Origin of the sequence: Streptomyces sp. NPDC000404, assembly GCF_040300365.1 — a bacterium.
Classification (GTDB): domain Bacteria; phylum Actinomycetota; class Actinomycetes; order Streptomycetales; family Streptomycetaceae; genus Streptomyces; species Streptomyces ramulosus.
The window spans coordinates 1-15,761 of the sequence record NZ_JBEPDN010000021.1; the positions used below are offsets into that span (position 1 = coordinate 1).

Here is a 15,761-nt window from a genome sequence, read left to right on the forward strand (position 1 = left end):
AATGCTCAGCCAACTCCGTTGGCTGGTGCCCGAATTCGCTCCGCGATTCGGGCACAGAGAGGAATTCGCTCCGCGAATTCCTCGGCCAGCTACGGATGAGGGTCGCTTTCTGGAGCCTAGCGGTTCATTCGACGGCCCATCAAACAGTAGGAAATGTTGCTGACTTAATAATGTTTTAGCTCAAGAATCCATTGCAGGTAGACGCCATTTCACCGCACAACTTCTCGCGTATGTTCGGTATCGAAAACTGAGAGCTTATTACCGTCAGATAACTTCCGGACGACCTGTCAAAAATAATCCCGGGCCTCACGCAGCGAACCCGATGTTGGTCACATACTCATACGCACCGTAGTCACTACCCAGCTCGATGGTGACGCCGTCGAACCAGGCATGATCAAGCGCATCGTCATCATTGTCCGCCCACGCCCGAACCACAGCATCCCAGTGACGCACATTCAACGTCCGGTATGCCACCACACGTTGATGAGGACGGCTGACCTGCGACTGATTGAGCGGATGAAACTCCACCCGCGTCCCACGCCCGCCACGATTGAGGCGACCGAGCAGATACCGAGCAACATTCTTCCGACGCACCGCCCGGTAAGCCTCCTCGATCCGAGCCAAGTTACGCCGGCTGGGAGCACGCTTACCCTCCAGCCACGCCTTCAACGTACGATCCGTAACCGTCAACCCAGCCTCCCGCGCAGCAGCACGAGCATGATCAGAACGAGTCAAATAATGCAAACGCGCCATCAAACCACGACGCACCGTAACAGGCGTAGCAACAAAACCAGCTAGCCTGTCCAACTGCCTCGCAACCGCCTCAAACCCCTTAACCCCCCGGGCACCAAACTTACCGAACTCAATGTTCCTATCCGGCACCTGACACCCCCTCCCACACTCGATTCACGACCCCCATACTACGTCAATAAGCAGACACCATGCGTTCTGAAATCTGCGCTCCAGAATCATCTGTCTCGTCTAGTTGTTGCGCGTCAGGAGGTTGTTGACGAAATGAAATGTTGATCGATGGTTTGTTATTTGGCACCGACGTCAGACTGCGCGTAGTAGGCGTTGCGCAGTCATATTGAGGAAGTCTCGGTATTCGGTGGGCTCGTCGATGGTGAATTCGATGTCGGTGGCCGCTAGGACGACGGTGATCCATTCGAAGGAGTCGACGTGGGCGGTGTAGCGGCAGTGGTGGTCATCGATCGGTTCGAGTTCACCGTCGATCCGGTGAAGCCTGCTAGCGGCGTCACGAGCGTCGGCGTTGAGCGTGAGGACGATGCGGACGGTTTTGGGGCCGTGGAAGCGGTCCTGGAGGTGGCGTGCGAGATCGTCTGCCGGGAGGGCGCGCGGGGTGAATCTCGCTGCCTCGATGTGAGGCGTGCCGACCCGGTCGACACGGAAGTTCCTCCAGTCGTGGCGGTCTCGGTCCCAGGCGTAGAGGTACCAGCGGCCGCGCATCTGGACCATTCGCATCGGCTCGACCGTGCGCCGCGAGGAGCCCGCCTTTCCCTGGTAGTCGAAGGTGGCGGGGGCGTGCTTGGAGATCGCTGTCGCCAGTGAGCGGAGGACGGCGTTGTCAGTCTGTGGGGGCGTGGTGTGAGCGAATTCGACGGCGGCGAGGACTTGCTCGGTGCGGTGCCGCAGGGCCGATGGCAGGACCCGTCGAAGCTTGTCCCCGGCACGTTGAGCGGACTCGGTGACGGTCTCGACTCCAGTGCCTCCCGCCGCTGCCCAGCGCAGCCCGAGGGCGATGGCGATGGCTTCGTCGTCGTCGAGCATAAGCGGCGGCAGCGCAGCGCCCGCGACGAGCTGGTAGTGGCCACCGGGCCCGCGAGTGCTCTGGACGGGATACCCGATCTCGCGCAACAGGTCGAGATCACGTCGGAGCGTGCGGCCGGGCACCTCCAACGCTCGGGCGAGATCCTCACCGGTCCACCGCCGGCCGGACTGCAGCAGCGACAGCAACTTCAGTGCCCGCTGGACCGGTGTCGCCATGGCGTCCTCTCGATCGTCGCTTATCGAAATAATTGTGGCAATGGTATGGCCACAATTGCTTGTAGCGTCGTTCCATGGCCCACAAACGATTCCCTGACCGCGCACGTTGGATCACGGTCGAGAAAGCGCGCACGCACAACCTCCGAGAGGTCACTGTGCGGGTGCCCAAGCATCGGCTGACGGTGTTCACCGGAGTGTCGGGGTCGGGGAAGTCGTCGCTGGCTTTCGACACCATCGCCGCCGAGGCCGACCGCCTGGTGACCGGTTCCTATCCGGTGTTCGTGCGCAACCGGCTGCCGCAGCACCCGGCGGCGGACGTCGACCGAATCGACGGGCTGACCTTCACCACGATCATCGATCAGCGGCGGTTCACCGGCAGCGCACGGTCGACCGTGGGCACGGCCAGCGACATCGCTCCGATGCTGCGGCTGTTGTTCTCGCGGGTCGGGTGCCCCAGCGCGGGCTTCTCCCCGGCCTACTCGTTCAACGACCCGACCGGGATGTGTCCGCATTGCGAGGGGCTCGGCGTCGTCGATGACATCGACCTCGACCGGCTACTCGACCGGTCGCTCAGCCTGCGGGAGGGCGCCATCCGGTTTCCTACGTTCGAGCCGGGCACGTACCGGTGGAAGCGGCTGGTGGACTCCGGACTGGCCGATGTGGACACACCTCTGCGTAGTCTGCCGGGACGCGTCGTCGACACGCTGTTGTACGCCGAAGAGATCAAGCTGACGAACCCGCTGCCGGGCTACCCCAAGCATGGGACGTTCGACGGCGTCATCCCGCGACTGCGGAACTCCTATCTGCGCAAGGCTGCGTCGCGGTTGACCGACGAGGTCAAATCGGCGCTCTCCCACGTCGTCTTCCGCCGAGCCTGTCCTGGCTGCGACGGAACTCGGCTCAACGACGCGGCAAGGGGCAGCCTGATCGGTGGCAGGTCGATCGCCGACTGGTCGAACCTTCCGATCACAGACCTGCACAACATCGCAGCCTCGGTGAATGATCCGACCGTGGCGCCACTGGTCACGATGGTCCTTGAACGCCTCCACGCCCTCGAGCTCGTCGGGCTGGGGTACTTGTCCCTCGACCGGGAGTCCTCCACTTTGTCCGGTGGCGAGGCGCAGCGGGTCAAGATCGTTCGGCATCTCGGTAGCCCGCTCAGCGACGTGTGCTACGTCTTCGACGAGCCCAGCGCCGGACTGCATCCCCACGACGTGCAGCGACTCCTCGATCTCATTGCACGACTTCGCGACGCGCACAACACGGTCCTCGTTGTCGAGCATCACCCGGCCGTCATCAATGCAGCCGACCACATCATCGACCTCGGGCCCGGCGGCGGAACTCACGGCGGGATCGTGACCTTCGAAGGAGCACCGGAAGACCTGGCCGCTACGGACACTGCAACGGGGCGTTTCCTCCGCCAGGCCGTCCCGCTGAACACCAGCCCGCGCGCGCCGACGGGGAAGGTGCGGATCAGCAACGCCCGCCGGCACAACCTCCGCGACATCACCCTCGACGTTCCCCTCGGCGTCCTGGTCGCGGTCAGCGGTGTCGCCGGCTCGGGTAAGAGCACCCTGTTCGTCGACGAACTGCCACGCCAGCATCCGGACTTCGTCGCCGTCGACCAGGCGCCGTTGCGTGGCGGCATCCGGTCCACCCCGGCGACCGTGCTTGGCATCGCCGAGGCGATCCGGACTGTGTTCGCCGCCGCCAGCGGCCTGCCCGCACCGTGGTTCAGCGCGAACGCCCGCGGGGCCTGCCCCGTTTGCAAGGGCAAGGGAGTCGTCATCACAGACCTCTCCTTCCTCGACGACGTGCGCACCGAATGCGACGCCTGCGAAGGCGTGCGCTTCAATCCCGAAGCGCTCGCGGCCCGATATCACGGCCACACCATCGCTGACGTCCTCACGATGAACCCAGAGGACGCGGTCGAGCTGTTCCGCGAACACAAATCGATCCGCCGGCGCCTGTCATGGATGAGCCGCGTCGGCCTCGACTACCTCACCATCGGACAAAGCGTCGACACTCTCTCCGGCGGCGAACGGCAACGGCTGCTCCTCGCCAGACACCTCGCCGACACCACCACCACAGAGGATCTCCGACTCGTCCTGGACGAACCCACCACCGGCCTGCACGGCGCCGATGTCGACCGCCTCCTCACACTCTTTGACGACCTCGTAGACCACGGTGCGACCATCATCGCGATCGAACACAACCAACGCGTCATCGCCCGAGCCGACCACGTGATCGACGTCGGTCCAGGAGCCGGCCACAACGGCGGGACCCTCCTCTACCAAGGCACGCCGCGGGGACTTCTCGACGCACCTGACTCGATGACCGGCCAGCACCTCCGAGGGCGAGTTGCGCCGGCACGGCCTTCGACCCGGGTACGGAAGGGGTAATCCGGGTGAGCCACAAGAACGCACCCCTGACATACGAGGGGCGTCAAAGGCTGGTCGAGCGTTGCCGGACCAGGCCGCTGGATTCGATGTCGACCAGGCGCTGTTCGAGATCGTCGCCGCCGGGCCGGCCTGAACGCGGCCATGCAGCTCCATCACGACCGGGCCGCCCCTGCCCTCATCCCACCACCGGGCACGGCCGGAAGGCGGCGGAATCCGAGGGCTCGGCCGTCCCGGCGCGGGTCAGGCGCGGGGGTTCACCAGAATCTTGACGGCCGTCTCGTTGTGGTGGATCAGGGTCTCGAAGCCTTCGCTGACGAGGTCGTCCAGGCCGATGGTCTTGGTGATGAACGGCGCCAGGTCGATGCGGCCTTCCTGTACGAGCTTGATGGTCTGCGGGTGGGAGTTGACGTAGGCGATCGTGCCGCGCAGGTCGACCTCCTTGAGGACCAGCTTCTGCATGTCGATCGATGCCGGCTTGCCCCAGATCGAGATGACCGTGATGACGCCGCCCGGCTTCATCGCGTCGAACAGCGTGTCGAGGACGACGTTGACGGATGTGGCCTCGAATGCGACGTCCGCGCCCTTGCCGCCGGTCAGGCGCCGGACCTCGTCGGCGACATCGGAGACGGCAGGGTCGATGACGTGGTCGGCGACCTTGGCGTCCAGGGCCTTCTGCCGGCGCAGCGAGCTGAGTTCGGAGACCGCGACCTTGACGCCCATCGCCTTGAGGACCGCGCAGGTGAGCAGTCCGATGGGGCCGGCGCCGCCGACGAGGGCGAAGTCGCCTGCCTTCGCTCCCGAGCGCTCGAACGCGTGGTACGCCACCGACAGGGGCTCGATGAGGGCTGCCTGGTCCAGCGGGACGTTTCCGACCGGGTGGACCCAGCGGCGCTCGACGACGATCTTCTCTGCGAGTCCGCCGCCGCGGCCGCCCAGCCCGATGAAGTTCATGTCGGGCGAGATGTGGTAGGTCGGGTTGTTCTCGCTGGTGTCGACGTCGGGGCGCAGGATGTAGGGCTCGACGACGACGCGGTCGCCCGGCTTCAGGTCCTCGACGCCGTCGCCCACCGCGTACACGGTGCCCGACATCTCGTGGCCGAGGGTCACGGGCGCGGACTCGCCCGACACCGGGTGCGGGTGGCCGGCCGGCGGGACGAAGATCGGCCCGTCGAGGTACTCGTGCAGGTCGGTCCCGCAGATCCCGCAGTAGGCGACGTCGATGCCCACCGTGCCCGGTCGGACGGTGGGTTCCGGGGTGTCCTCGATCCGGATGTCACCGCGGTCGTAATAGCGTGCAGCCTTCACTTGCTCCGACTCCTTCGCCGTCTTCTGCTCACACCGTGTGTCGGGTCATGCCGCAGAGTGAGGCAGGTACCCCGCGCGGTGCATGTTGTTCATTGTTAAACAATACGCCCGGGTGTTCGTCCCGGTGCCCCCGGTCCAGGGTGCACCCGGGGCCATCGAGGCGCAGGTGCGCCGTGTGCACTTCTGTGACCTGGGGCGGAGGGCTTGGATGCCGTCGGCACCGGGCAGGCGCAGGCTCCGGCGCGAGGCCGCGCGCGGGTCGGCGGGCAGGGCCGACGGCCGGACCTGGTTCCCTCCGTGCGGCGTTGCCGAACCAGATCGCGCCCGCTCGACGGTCATGGTGCCGCCGTTTTTCCCCGCCCCCCGCCTCCCGGTCCGCGATCCGCGATCCGCGATCCGGGGATCTTGGGATCTTGGGGAAGATCCGGAGATCTTGAGGGACCCGAGGTTCTCCGCACCTGTAAGGGTCAAGCATGATGGTGCCCCCCATGCTTTCTGCCGCGCCTGTTGCCGGAGTTGCCGTCACGGTCCTTGCCGGGGTGGGCAGTTGGGGTCGAATCGGATAACTGGGAGCAGAGAGGAACGCCGATGACCGACGTCCCTGCCAGGGGTGGTCACAGCAGTGGGCGCGGTGAGCGTGTGCCGATGGGGCGCCGTGCGTTCATGGGGTATGTGCTGGCCGGTGCCACGCTTGCGGTTGCTGCGGATCTTGGGTTGGGCGCGCCTGCGCATGCTGCGGTGCCGTCGGTGCCGCAGATTCCGGAGTTGTACGACCTGGAGGATCTGCAGACGGATGCGGCGCTGCCGACCTCCGCGTTGATCAAGATCGTGGTGAACGAGGACGGCACGGCGTCGTTCGAGCTGCCGCGGATGGAGGTGGGTCAGGGCATCACCACATCGATGGCGATGATCATTGCGGAGGAGCTCGATCTGCCGGTCGAGAAGGTCCGGGTGACGTTGGCGCCGGCGCGGCCGGAGTTGTTGCTGAATCAGATGACCGGTGGGTCGAACAGTACGGTTTCGATGTTCACGCCGGTGCGGGTTGCCGCGGCGATCGCCCGGAAGGCGTTGTTGGAGGCGGCGGCGATCGAACTGGGCGCGGCGGTGGCGCAGTTGGAGGCGAAGGCCGGGGTGATATCGGCGCCCGGCGGTTCGTCGCTGTCCTACGGTGCGCTTGCGGTCAAGGCCGCAAGCCGCAAGGTGCGGGCGGTGAAGGCCGAGCTGAAGCCGGCGTCGGGGTATGCGGTGATCGGGAAGCCGCACGGCCGGGATGACGCCCGGCTCGCGGTGACGGGGCAGAAGAAGTTCGCGATGGATCTTCAGGTGCCCGATGCGCTGCCGACGATGGTCTGCCGGGCGCCGACGCTGAACGGGTCGCCGACGTCGGTCCGTAACGAGGCGGCGGTGCTGGGCATGCCGGGTGTGACGGATGTGGCGCTGGTCGACACCGGGGTGGCGGTGCGTGCCGAGACGTTCGGGCAGTGCATCGATGCGGTGCGGGCGCTCGATGTGGAGTGGGCGGCGGGCTCGGTGGAGGGCGAGTCCGACGCGACGGTTCTGGCGCGGCTGCGGAAGGCGGAGTTGCCCTTGGCGGTTCCGAAGATTCCGGTGCTGGCGAAGACGGTCGAGGCGGACTTCACGTTCATGTTCCGCAGCAGTGCGGCGCTGGAGCCGAACTGTGCGATTGCCGATGTGCGGGCGGACCGTGCGACGGTGTGGGCGGGGCTGAAGTCGCCGATTGTTGCGCAGGGGGACATCGCGAAGAGCGTCGGGCTGCCGATGAGTGCGGTGACGGTGCATGTGGTGACCGGCGGTGGGTCGTTCGGGCACAAGCTTTTCGGGGATGCGGCCGTCGAGGCGGCGAAGGTGTCCAAGGCGATGGGCAAGCCGGTCAAGCTGATGTGGCACCGTGCGGACGAGCCCCGGCAGGGGCGGGTGCACCCGATGGCGACGTCGCGGATCCGTGCGTCGTATCTGGGCGGGCAGGTGCTGTCGTTCGAGCAGCGGCACACGAGCGTGGTCACCGACTTCAGCCATGGGCTCGGCGAGATGATCACGGCGTCCATCGACCGGCTGCCCGGCGGGCTGGGCGGGCTGGCGTTCTCCGAGACGATCTTCACCCTGACCCAGGAACTCCCTTACCACTTCGGTGTCGTCACGCAGTTGCTGAGCGAGGCGGACGGGCGGTTCAACACCGGCAGCATGCGCAACATCTACTCGCCGGACGTGGCGTGCGCGAATGAGCTGGTGGTCGATCAGCTCGCGGCGAAGATGGGGAAGGATCCGCTGGCGTTCCGGCTGGCGTTCCTCAAGCACGAGCGGGTGAAGGCGGCGCTGAAGAAGGTTGCCAAGGTGGGCGATTGGGGCCGGACGATGCCCGAAGGCATGGCTCAGGGTATTGCGGTCCACAGTGAGTACAAGGGCGCGACCGCGGTGCTCGTGGAGATCGACTGCCGGCCCGGGACGGTGAACCGCAAGGTCCGTGACGGGGTGGCCGGTCCGCGGGTGACCAAGGCGGTGATCGCGGTGGATGCCGGGCTGGTGATCAACCCCAAGGGGCTGGAGGCCCAGATGATGGGCGGGGTCTCGGACGGGATCGCGCTGGCGCTCACCAGCAGTCTGCATCTGCGCGAGGGGCACTTCCTGGAAGCGAGCTGGGACAACTACTTCTACACCCGGCAGTGGAACGTTCCTCCGGACTTCCGGTGTGTCGTGATGCCCTCGGACTCGCAGCAGCCCGGTGGTGCCGGGGAAGCCGGTGTGGCCGCGTCCGTGGCGGCGGTGGCGTGCGCGTACGCCCGGGCGACGGGCACCGTGCCCACTCGCTTCCCGATCAACCACGGCAGGGTTTCCTTCGAGGTCAAACCGTTCGTCCCGCCCGTCCCCGAGTCGCCGTCCGACGGCCTGAGCCACACCTTCTGAGGAGCCCTCATGAGCACGCACACCTTCATCCTCAACGGCAAGCCCGTCACCGTCGACGTCGACGACAGCGTCCGGCTGCTGTGGGTCCTGCGCGACGTGCTGGGCGTCACCGGACCGAAGTACGGCTGCGGCATCAACGTGTGCAAGGCCTGTACGTCACATATCAACGGCAAGGCGTTCAATCCCTGTTCGGTGCGGGTCAAGGACGTGGCGGCGGAGGACGAGATCACCACGATCGAGGGCCTGGCCGACACGGTGGAGGCGGATCTGCATCCCATGCAGGAGGCCTGGATCGAGTACGACGTGGCGCAGTGCGGCTACTGCCAGCCGGGGCAGATCATGGCGGCGGTGGCCAAGGTGAAGCAGGCCCGGGCCGCCGGCCATGAGATCGGCGACGCGGATCTCGACGAGATCCGCAACATCTGCCGCTGCGGTACGTACAACCGGATCCGCGAGGCGATCAAGGCGGGGGCTGCGCGGATGTGAGGCGCGGCTGGTGTGGGCGGCCGCCGGAAGCCGTTGACGCCCGCTGCACGCGGAGTGCGTGGAGCGGGCGTCAGCGGTCCGGGTGTGATCAAGGGCGGTCCGCGTCCGGAGCCTCGCCGCCCGGAGAATTCCGCGTTCCGGCAAGCGGCGCCCGCTCCGGCTTCCCGGGGCCGGGGCGGGTGCCGCTCGGGCTCAGAAGGTGGTCGAGTTGCCGAAGTTGCCGGCCGAGGGCGACGAGGGCCGGTAGTGCATCGCGAGACCGGTGTCCCGGTGGGGCCGGGCGGGGCGATGCGCGTCAGGGTGGCTCAGGCGGGCGCGGCGGCCGTGCAGAAGGAATGCTGCGACCTTGGCCAGCGGTCCGGAGCGAATGGTCATGGTGTTACCCCCAGTTGTCTGTCCTTCGACAGTAACAGCGGGTCTCTCGGCCATCCGGCGTTCCACCGGATCGCACGTTCGATGCGGCCGGGGCGGCTCGGCGGGAACGGGCTCGGGCGCGAGGGCAGGGAAGGGCGTTTCCGCGGCGGGTGCCCGCGCCACGCGGGTGGTGCCCGCGCCCGTTCCGTCCCCGGAGGCGGCCGCAGGCACCACCCGCAAGTCCCGGCGGCTCAGTTCCCCGGTACCGACAGGACGATCTTGCCGCGGGTGTGGCCCTCGCTGTTCAGGCGCCATGCCTGGGCCGCTTCCGCCAGCGGGAGGGTCCGTTCGATGTGCACGGTGAGCTTGCCGTCCTCCGCCAGCGCGGCCAGTTCCGCCAGATCGGACGGGTCCGGGCGGACCCAGACGTAGTGCCCGCCCTTGGCCGCCGCCTCGGACTCGACGATGGACGCGAGCCGGCCGGGCTGCTTCAGCAGGCGCAGCGAGGCGTCCACGGCCTCCCCTCCGACGAAGTCCAGGGCCGCGTCGACGCCGCCGGGTGCCAGCTCCGTCACCCGCTCCACGAGCCCGTCGCCGTATGCCACCGGCGCGGCGCCCAGCTCCCGTACGAAGGCGTGGTTGGCGGGGCTCGCCGTGCCGATCACCCGGGCGCCCAGTGCCACGGCGATCTGGACCGCGAAGGCGCCCACCCCGCCGGCGGCGGCGTGCACCAGCACGGTGTCACCGGTGCCGATGCCGATCCGCTTGATCGCCTGATATGCCGTCAGTCCGGCGAGCGGCACGCCCGCGGCCTGCTCCCAGGACAGGGCGGCGGGCTTGCGGGCCAGCATCCGTACGTGTGCGGAGACCAGCTCGGCATAGGCGCCGAGCTGCACCGTGTCCTTGCGGACGTAGCCGAAGACCTCGTCGCCGGGTGCGTACTCCTCGACGTCGAAGCCGACCCGCTCCACGACACCGGCCACGTCCCAGCCCGGGACCAGCGGGAAATGCGTCTCCATGAGCGCATCGAGATTTCCCGCGCCGAGCTTCCAGTCGACCGGGTTGACGCCGGCGGCCCTGACCCGGATGAGCACCTCGCCGGGGGCCACCTTGGGGTCGGGCAGCTCGGTCAGGCGCAGGGCCTCCGGGCCGCCGTAGCCGTCCAGTGCGATCGCTTTCATGGGGTGACCACCTCCAGATTCAGCACCCTCGGCCAATACTTGCACACGACGGTACATGCATGAGATTTCTTACCGCGTGTAAATGTATACCGCGCCTGGGAGCTAACTCCGTGACGGCATCCGTGAGCCCACTCGCGGGTGGTGCGGCTCAGTCCGCGGCCGGGACGAGGTCCGGCGCCTGGTGCGCGGTGGTGCGGTCGGTGCCGATCTCGTCCAGCTCGCGGCCCCGGTGGTCGGGGGCGCAGGCGATGGCCGCCATGGCGATCAGCGTGGTCGCGATCACGAACACGGTGACCATCCACAGGCTGCCGCCGGCCCATAGGACCATCGCGCCGGCCAGCGCCGGGGTGAAGCTCGCCAGGAGGATCGACGCCATCTGGTAGCCGATGGAGATGCCGGAGTAGCGCACGGCGGTGGGGAACATCTCGCAGTACAGCGCGGGCAGCGGGGCGTAGACCATGGCGTGGCCGAGGGCGAGGAAGAGGACCACGCCGCCGACGATCGCCCAGAGGCGGCCGGTGCCGACCAGCGCGAAGACCGGCCAGGTGGTGACGGCGATCAGGGCGCCGCCGATCAGGAAGGTCCGCACCCGTCCGATGCGGTCGGAGACGGCGCCGAAGACCGGGATCATCACGATGTTGACCGCGGCGCCGATCATCGACGCGGTCAGCCCGTAGCTCTGGGGCACATGGAGCGTGGTGGTGACGTACGACAGGATGAAGGTGGTGAACAGGTAGTAGTTCCCGGCCTCGGCGAAGCGGCCGAAGACGGTGATCAGCAGCGCCTTGCGGTGGTGGCGGAAGAGGACCGCCGCGGGCGCCTTGCGGCGTTCCAGCTCGGCGTCCATCTTGGCCTTCTCGGCGAGGAACGCGGGGCTCTCGGTGGCCCGTAGCCGGATGAAGAAGCCGACGCCGGCGAGGACGACGCTGAGCCAGAACGGCAGGCGCCAGCCCCACTCGTCGAAGGCGTCCCCGGAGACCCAGGACGCGAAGGACACGGCGGCGGTGCCCAGCAGCAGGCCCGCGGAGACGCCGATCTGCGGCCAGGCGCCGAAGTAGCCGCGCCGGGCGCGCGGCGCGTTCTCCACCGCGACGATGGCCGCCCCGCCCCACTCGCCGCCGACCGCGAAGCCCTGGGCGAGCCGCAGCACGCACAGCAGCAGCGGCGCCGCCACCCCGATCTGGTGGTACGTCGGCACGAAGCCGATCGCGGCGGTCGCCGCCGTCATCACCGAGAACGTCAGGACCAGGGTGGACTTGCGCCCGATCCGGTCCCCCAGGTGCCCGGCGACGAACGCGCCGATCGGGCGGGCCAGGAAGCCCACGCCGAAGGTGGCGAGCGAGACGATCTGGCCGACGCCGGGCGAGAGGTCCGGGAAGAACAGGTTCCCGAAGACCAGCGCGGCGGCGACGCCGTAGATCGTGTACTCGTACCACTCGACGATCGCGCCGATGGTGCCGGACTGGAGTGACCGGCGGCGGATCTGCTCCGGCGTCGGGGTGGCGGCGGGTGCCATGGGATCTCCGTTGATCGGGGGCGAGTGGGGCGGGGACGGGCGTCAGGAGCGGGCGGCGGCCTCGTAGTGGTCGGTCCACGGCAGCGTGGCGCCGGCGTACTTGGCGGCGCGGACGTCACCGGAGCGGGCGTGGCCCTCGAACAGCTCGACGCGGGCCGCCCGGCCGCACAGCACACCGAGGTCGGCCGACGCCTGCGGGTCGCGGACCTCCTGGTAGGTGACGGTGCGCAGGTACATGCCGACCCACAGGCCGCCGGTGTAGCGGGCGGCGCCGCGCGTGGGCAGGACGTGGTTGGTGCCGATGACCTTGTCGCCGTAGGAGACGCAGGTGCCCTCGCCGAGGAACAGGGCGCCGTAGGCGTGCATCTTCTCCAGGGCCTCGCGGGGGTGCGCGGTGAGGATCTGGACGTGCTCGAAGGCGAATCCGTCGGCGACGCGGTAGGCCTCGTCGAGGTCGTCGGCGAGGATGATCTGGCCGTGGTCGCGCCAGGCCTGCCCGGCGATGTCACCGGTCTGCAGGCCCGGCAGGATCGCGTCGATGTGCGTCTGCACCTCGGCGGCGACCCGCTCGCTGGTCGTCACCAGCACGGCGGGCGAGTCCGGGCCGTGCTCCGCCTGGGACAGCAGGTCGACGGCGACGACGAACGGGTCGGCGGTGTCGTCGGCGACGATCAGGATCTCCGTGGGCCCGGCGAACAGGTCGATGCCGACCTCGCCGAACAGCTGGCGCTTGGCCTCGGCCACATAGGCGTTGCCGGGACCGGCCAGCATGTCCACGGGGGTGATCGTCTCGGTGCCGACGCTCATCGCGGCGATGGCCTGGACGCCGCCGAGGATGTAGATCTCGTCCGCGCCGGCGAAGTGCATCGCGGCGACGGTCGCGGCGGGGATCTCGCCGCGGATCGGCGGGGTGCACGCGATCACCCGCGGCACCCCGGCGGCCTTGGCGGTCACGATCGTCATGTGGGCGGAGGCGGTCAGCGGGTAGCGACCGCCGGGGATGTAGGCGCCGACGGAGCGGATCGGCACATGGCGGTGACCGAGGAAGACGCCGGGCGCGGTCTCGACCTCGATCTCGGACATCGAGTCGCGCTGCGCCTCGGCGAAGCGGCGGACGTTGGCCTGGACGGTCTTGATGTCCTCGATGACCTGCGGGTCGAGCGTGCCGATGATCTCGGCGAGCTGCTCGTCGCCCAGCCGGAACGACTCCGGCTCCCAGCGGTCGAAGCGCGCGGACAGTGCGCGGACGGCCTCGTCTCCGCGGGTGCGCACGTCGGCGATCAGCTCGCGGACGGTCCGCCCGACGGCGTCGTTGCCGGACGGTGCGGTGGACGAGGTGACGGCGGCCTTGAGGGTGCGGGACACGCCCAGCTCCTTCGCTCGTGATGGATACGTATCCATTGGATACGTATCCACAGCATGAGCACCGCAGGGCACAGCGGTCAAGGGGTGTGGCCGGGGAAAAATTCAGGTCCGGCGCGACGGGGCGCCGGCCGGTGTCAGGCGGGGCCGGTGGTGGAACGTCCGACGAACTCCACCGGCAGGACCTCGTGGCGGTGCGGCCGCTCCGGGTGGTCCAGCCGCTCCAGCAGCAGCTCGACGCCGACCTGGGCGATGCGCTCCAGGGGCTGGCGGACCGTGGTCAGGGCGATGCGCTCCCATGCCGACAGCGGCACGTCGTCGCAGCCCACCACGCTCAGCTCGTCCGGCACCGCGACGCCCGCGGCGGCGGCCGCGTTGAGGGCCGCGTACGCCATGACGTCGTTGTGGCAGAAGAGCGCGGTGGGGGGCTCGGCGCCGGCGAGCAGGGCGGTGACCGCCTCGTACGCGGTGGCGTAGTCGTAGGCGCCGTCGATCTCGGTGAGGGTGACGCCCTCGGCGGTGCGCAGCCGCTTGCGGAAGCCGTGGCCGCGCTGCCGGGCGGTGCTCGCCCCGGCCAGCCCGCAGACCATGGCGATCCGCCGGTGCCCCAGGTCCAGCAGGTGCGCGGCGGCCAGTTCCCCGGCGGTGTCGTTGTCGGCCTCGACCTGGTCGGCGGGGAAGTCGTCGAGGGTGCGGTGGCACAGGACGACGGGGATGCCGTGGCCGATCATGCGGTGTGCCAGGGGCTCGTCCTGCACGGCGGAGGTGAACACGACGCCGTCGACGCCCTCGCGGCGCAGCAGCGCCAGCCCCTCCTCGGCGGTCATCACGTCCGTGACCAGCGACAGCCGCATGCCGTGCTCGTGCAGGACGCGCTCCATGGCCTTGACCATGACCGGGTAGAACGGGTTGGTCAGGTCCCGGATGACGACGCCGATCAGGCCGGAGCGGGCGCCGACCAGGCTGCGGGCGGCCTGGCTGGGCTGGAAGTCGTACTTGGCGACCACCTCCAGCACCCGGCGCCGGGTCTCGGGGGCGACGCTTCCGCCGTTGAGGACGCGGGAGACCGTGGACTGCGCCACCCCTGCCTCACGCGCGATCTGCACGCTCGTGACGGTCGACCGCCGCGCCATGGGTCCTCACCTCCGGGTTGTCCCGGGACAAGGATACGGACCGGGGCCGGGGCCGCGCCCCGGAGCCCGCGCCCGGGGCACGGGCTCGACGGAACGGCCCTCCATGGCATGCCGGTTGACGGTCTGTCAGCTTCAGGCCGGTACGGCCAAGGTGGTCAGCGCTTCCTTCAGTACCTGGAGGTGGGACGTCGGGGACTCGCTCAGGGGGCCGCGGACCGTCGCGTGCGGGATGACGCCCCGTTCGGCCAGTGCGGCCTTGGCCATGATCGCGCCCTGGGAGGTGTGCATGAGGGCGTCCGTCAAGGGGATCAGGGACGCCTGGATCGCCTTCGCGGTGGCGAGGTCGCCGCGGCGGACGGCGCGGATGAGGTCGGCGTTGCGGTCGGCGGCGACGTTGCCGACGACGCTGACCAGGCCGGTGGCGCCGCAGGCGAGGTAGGGGAGGTTGAGTTCGTCGATGCCGCAGTAGTAGGCGAGCGGGGTGCGGTCCATGACGGTCATCGCCTCGAACAGGTCGCCCTTCGCGTCCTTGACGGCGCGGATGCGGGGGTGGCGGGCGAGGTCGACGAGGGTGGCGGCCTCCAGGGTGATGCCGGTGCGGGCCGGGACGTCGTAGAGCATCACCGGCAGGGCGGTGGCGTCGGCGACGGCCGTGCAGTGGGCGCGGACGCCGTCCTGGGTGGGCCGGGAGTAGTAGGGGCAGACCAGCAGCAGGGCGTCCGCCCCGGCGGCCTCGGCCTCGCGGGCGCGGTGGACGCTCTCGGCGGTGCTGTGGGTGCCGACGCCGGCGACGACGCGGGCGCGGCCGCGCGCCAGGGACGCGACGGTGCGGATGAGGTGGGTCGTCTCCGCGGGGGTCAAGGTGGGTGACTCCCCCGTCGTGCCGCCGACGACGATGCCGTCGCAACCGGTGGTCAGCAGGTGGTCGACGAGGGCGGTGAGCCCTGGTGCGCTGAGCGTGCCGTCGGGCTGCATCGGGGTCGCCATGGCGACGAGGTTGGAGCCGAAGAGCTGGTCGGGGGTGCGCTGTGGGTCGCTCATGGGGCGATCCTGCCCGGTGCGATTCCGCCGGTCCATCGATGCTTTTTCGTGGGTA

12 protein-coding genes are annotated in these 15,761 nt (G+C 68.8%); 3 read left to right on the plus strand and 9 right to left on the minus strand.

The window, feature by feature from the left end; genetic code table 11:
• Positions 1–306: 306 nt before the first annotated feature.
• Together ABT345_RS31495 and ABT345_RS31500 are read right to left on the minus strand one after the other, a co-directional pair.
• A complete protein-coding gene (locus ABT345_RS31495; RefSeq protein WP_345092383.1) occupies positions 307–882 on the minus strand; it encodes a transcriptional regulator in 576 nt (191 codons plus the stop codon).
• Positions 883–1,053: 171 nt separating this feature from the next.
• Positions 1,054–2,004, minus strand: coding sequence for a helix-turn-helix transcriptional regulator (locus tag ABT345_RS31500; RefSeq protein ID WP_345092386.1), 951 nt, complete (start codon positions 2,002–2,004; stop codon positions 1,054–1,056).
• Between the two features lie 74 nt (positions 2,005–2,078).
• Here ABT345_RS31500 and ABT345_RS31505 point away from each other — a divergent pair, with 74 nt between their 5' ends.
• On the plus strand, positions 2,079–4,406 hold the full coding sequence (locus ABT345_RS31505) for an excinuclease ABC subunit UvrA (RefSeq protein WP_345092388.1): 2,328 nt from the start codon (positions 2,079–2,081) through the stop codon (positions 4,404–4,406).
• Between the two features lie 240 nt (positions 4,407–4,646).
• Here ABT345_RS31505 and ABT345_RS31510 read toward each other — a convergent pair whose 3' ends face one another.
• Entirely contained in the window at positions 4,647–5,711 is a 1,065-nt protein-coding gene (locus ABT345_RS31510) for a 2,3-butanediol dehydrogenase (protein ID WP_345092392.1), read from the minus strand.
• Between the two features lie 588 nt (positions 5,712–6,299).
• On the opposite strand from ABT345_RS31510, the gene ABT345_RS31515 reads away from it, so the two are divergent.
• Positions 6,300–8,633, plus strand: coding sequence for a molybdopterin cofactor-binding domain-containing protein (locus ABT345_RS31515; RefSeq protein ID WP_345092395.1), 2,334 nt, complete (start codon positions 6,300–6,302; stop codon positions 8,631–8,633).
• Between the two features lie 9 nt (positions 8,634–8,642).
• A complete protein-coding gene (locus tag ABT345_RS31520) occupies positions 8,643–9,119 on the plus strand; it encodes a (2Fe-2S)-binding protein (protein WP_345092398.1) in 477 nt (158 codons plus the stop codon).
• Between the two features lie 192 nt (positions 9,120–9,311).
• Here the strand turns inward: ABT345_RS31520 and ABT345_RS31525 are convergent, their stop codons facing one another.
• The 6 genes from ABT345_RS31525 to dapA form a co-directional block, all read right to left on the minus strand.
• A complete protein-coding gene (locus ABT345_RS31525) occupies positions 9,312–9,494 on the minus strand; it encodes a hypothetical protein (protein WP_345092401.1) in 183 nt (60 codons plus the stop codon).
• A 230-nt stretch (positions 9,495–9,724) separates the two neighbouring features.
• A complete protein-coding gene (locus tag ABT345_RS31530; RefSeq protein ID WP_345092404.1) occupies positions 9,725–10,654 on the minus strand; it encodes an NADP-dependent oxidoreductase in 930 nt (309 codons plus the stop codon).
• Positions 10,655–10,802: 148 nt separating this feature from the next.
• Entirely contained in the window at positions 10,803–12,170 is a 1,368-nt protein-coding gene (locus tag ABT345_RS31535; RefSeq protein WP_345092406.1) for an MFS transporter, read from the minus strand.
• Between the two features lie 42 nt (positions 12,171–12,212).
• Positions 12,213–13,535, minus strand: coding sequence for a histidinol dehydrogenase (gene hisD, locus ABT345_RS31540; protein ID WP_345092409.1), 1,323 nt, complete (start codon positions 13,533–13,535; stop codon positions 12,213–12,215).
• 134 nt (positions 13,536–13,669) lie between these two features.
• Positions 13,670–14,638, minus strand: coding sequence for a LacI family DNA-binding transcriptional regulator (locus tag ABT345_RS31545; protein ID WP_345092413.1), 969 nt, complete (start codon positions 14,636–14,638; stop codon positions 13,670–13,672).
• A gap of 159 nt (positions 14,639–14,797) precedes the next feature.
• Positions 14,798–15,706 (minus strand): 4-hydroxy-tetrahydrodipicolinate synthase, encoded by a 909-nt coding sequence (gene dapA, locus ABT345_RS31550; RefSeq protein ID WP_345092416.1) that lies wholly within the window; start codon positions 15,704–15,706, stop codon positions 14,798–14,800.
• Positions 15,707–15,761: the final 55 nt, after the last annotated feature.

What these genes read in the sequence shown, in the direction of transcription:
- ABT345_RS31520 (WP_345092398.1), top strand. Translation starts at nt 8,643, where the DNA reads ATGAGCACGCACACCTTCATCCTCAACGGCAAGCCCGTCACCGTCGAC.
- ABT345_RS31515 (WP_345092395.1), top strand. Translation starts at nt 6,300, where the DNA reads ATGACCGACGTCCCTGCCAGGGGTGGTCACAGCAGTGGGCGCGGTGAG.
- dapA (WP_345092416.1), bottom strand. Translation starts at nt 15,706, where the DNA reads ATGAGCGACCCACAGCGCACCCCCGACCAGCTCTTCGGCTCCAACCTC.
- ABT345_RS31530 (WP_345092404.1), bottom strand. Translation starts at nt 10,654, where the DNA reads ATGAAAGCGATCGCACTGGACGGCTACGGCGGCCCGGAGGCCCTGCGC.
- ABT345_RS31525 (WP_345092401.1), bottom strand. Translation starts at nt 9,494, where the DNA reads ATGACCATTCGCTCCGGACCGCTGGCCAAGGTCGCAGCATTCCTTCTG.
- ABT345_RS31505 (WP_345092388.1), top strand. Translation starts at nt 2,079, where the DNA reads ATGGCCCACAAACGATTCCCTGACCGCGCACGTTGGATCACGGTCGAG.
- ABT345_RS31535 (WP_345092406.1), bottom strand. Translation starts at nt 12,170, where the DNA reads ATGGCACCCGCCGCCACCCCGACGCCGGAGCAGATCCGCCGCCGGTCA.
- ABT345_RS31500 (WP_345092386.1), bottom strand. Translation starts at nt 2,004, where the DNA reads ATGGCGACACCGGTCCAGCGGGCACTGAAGTTGCTGTCGCTGCTGCAG.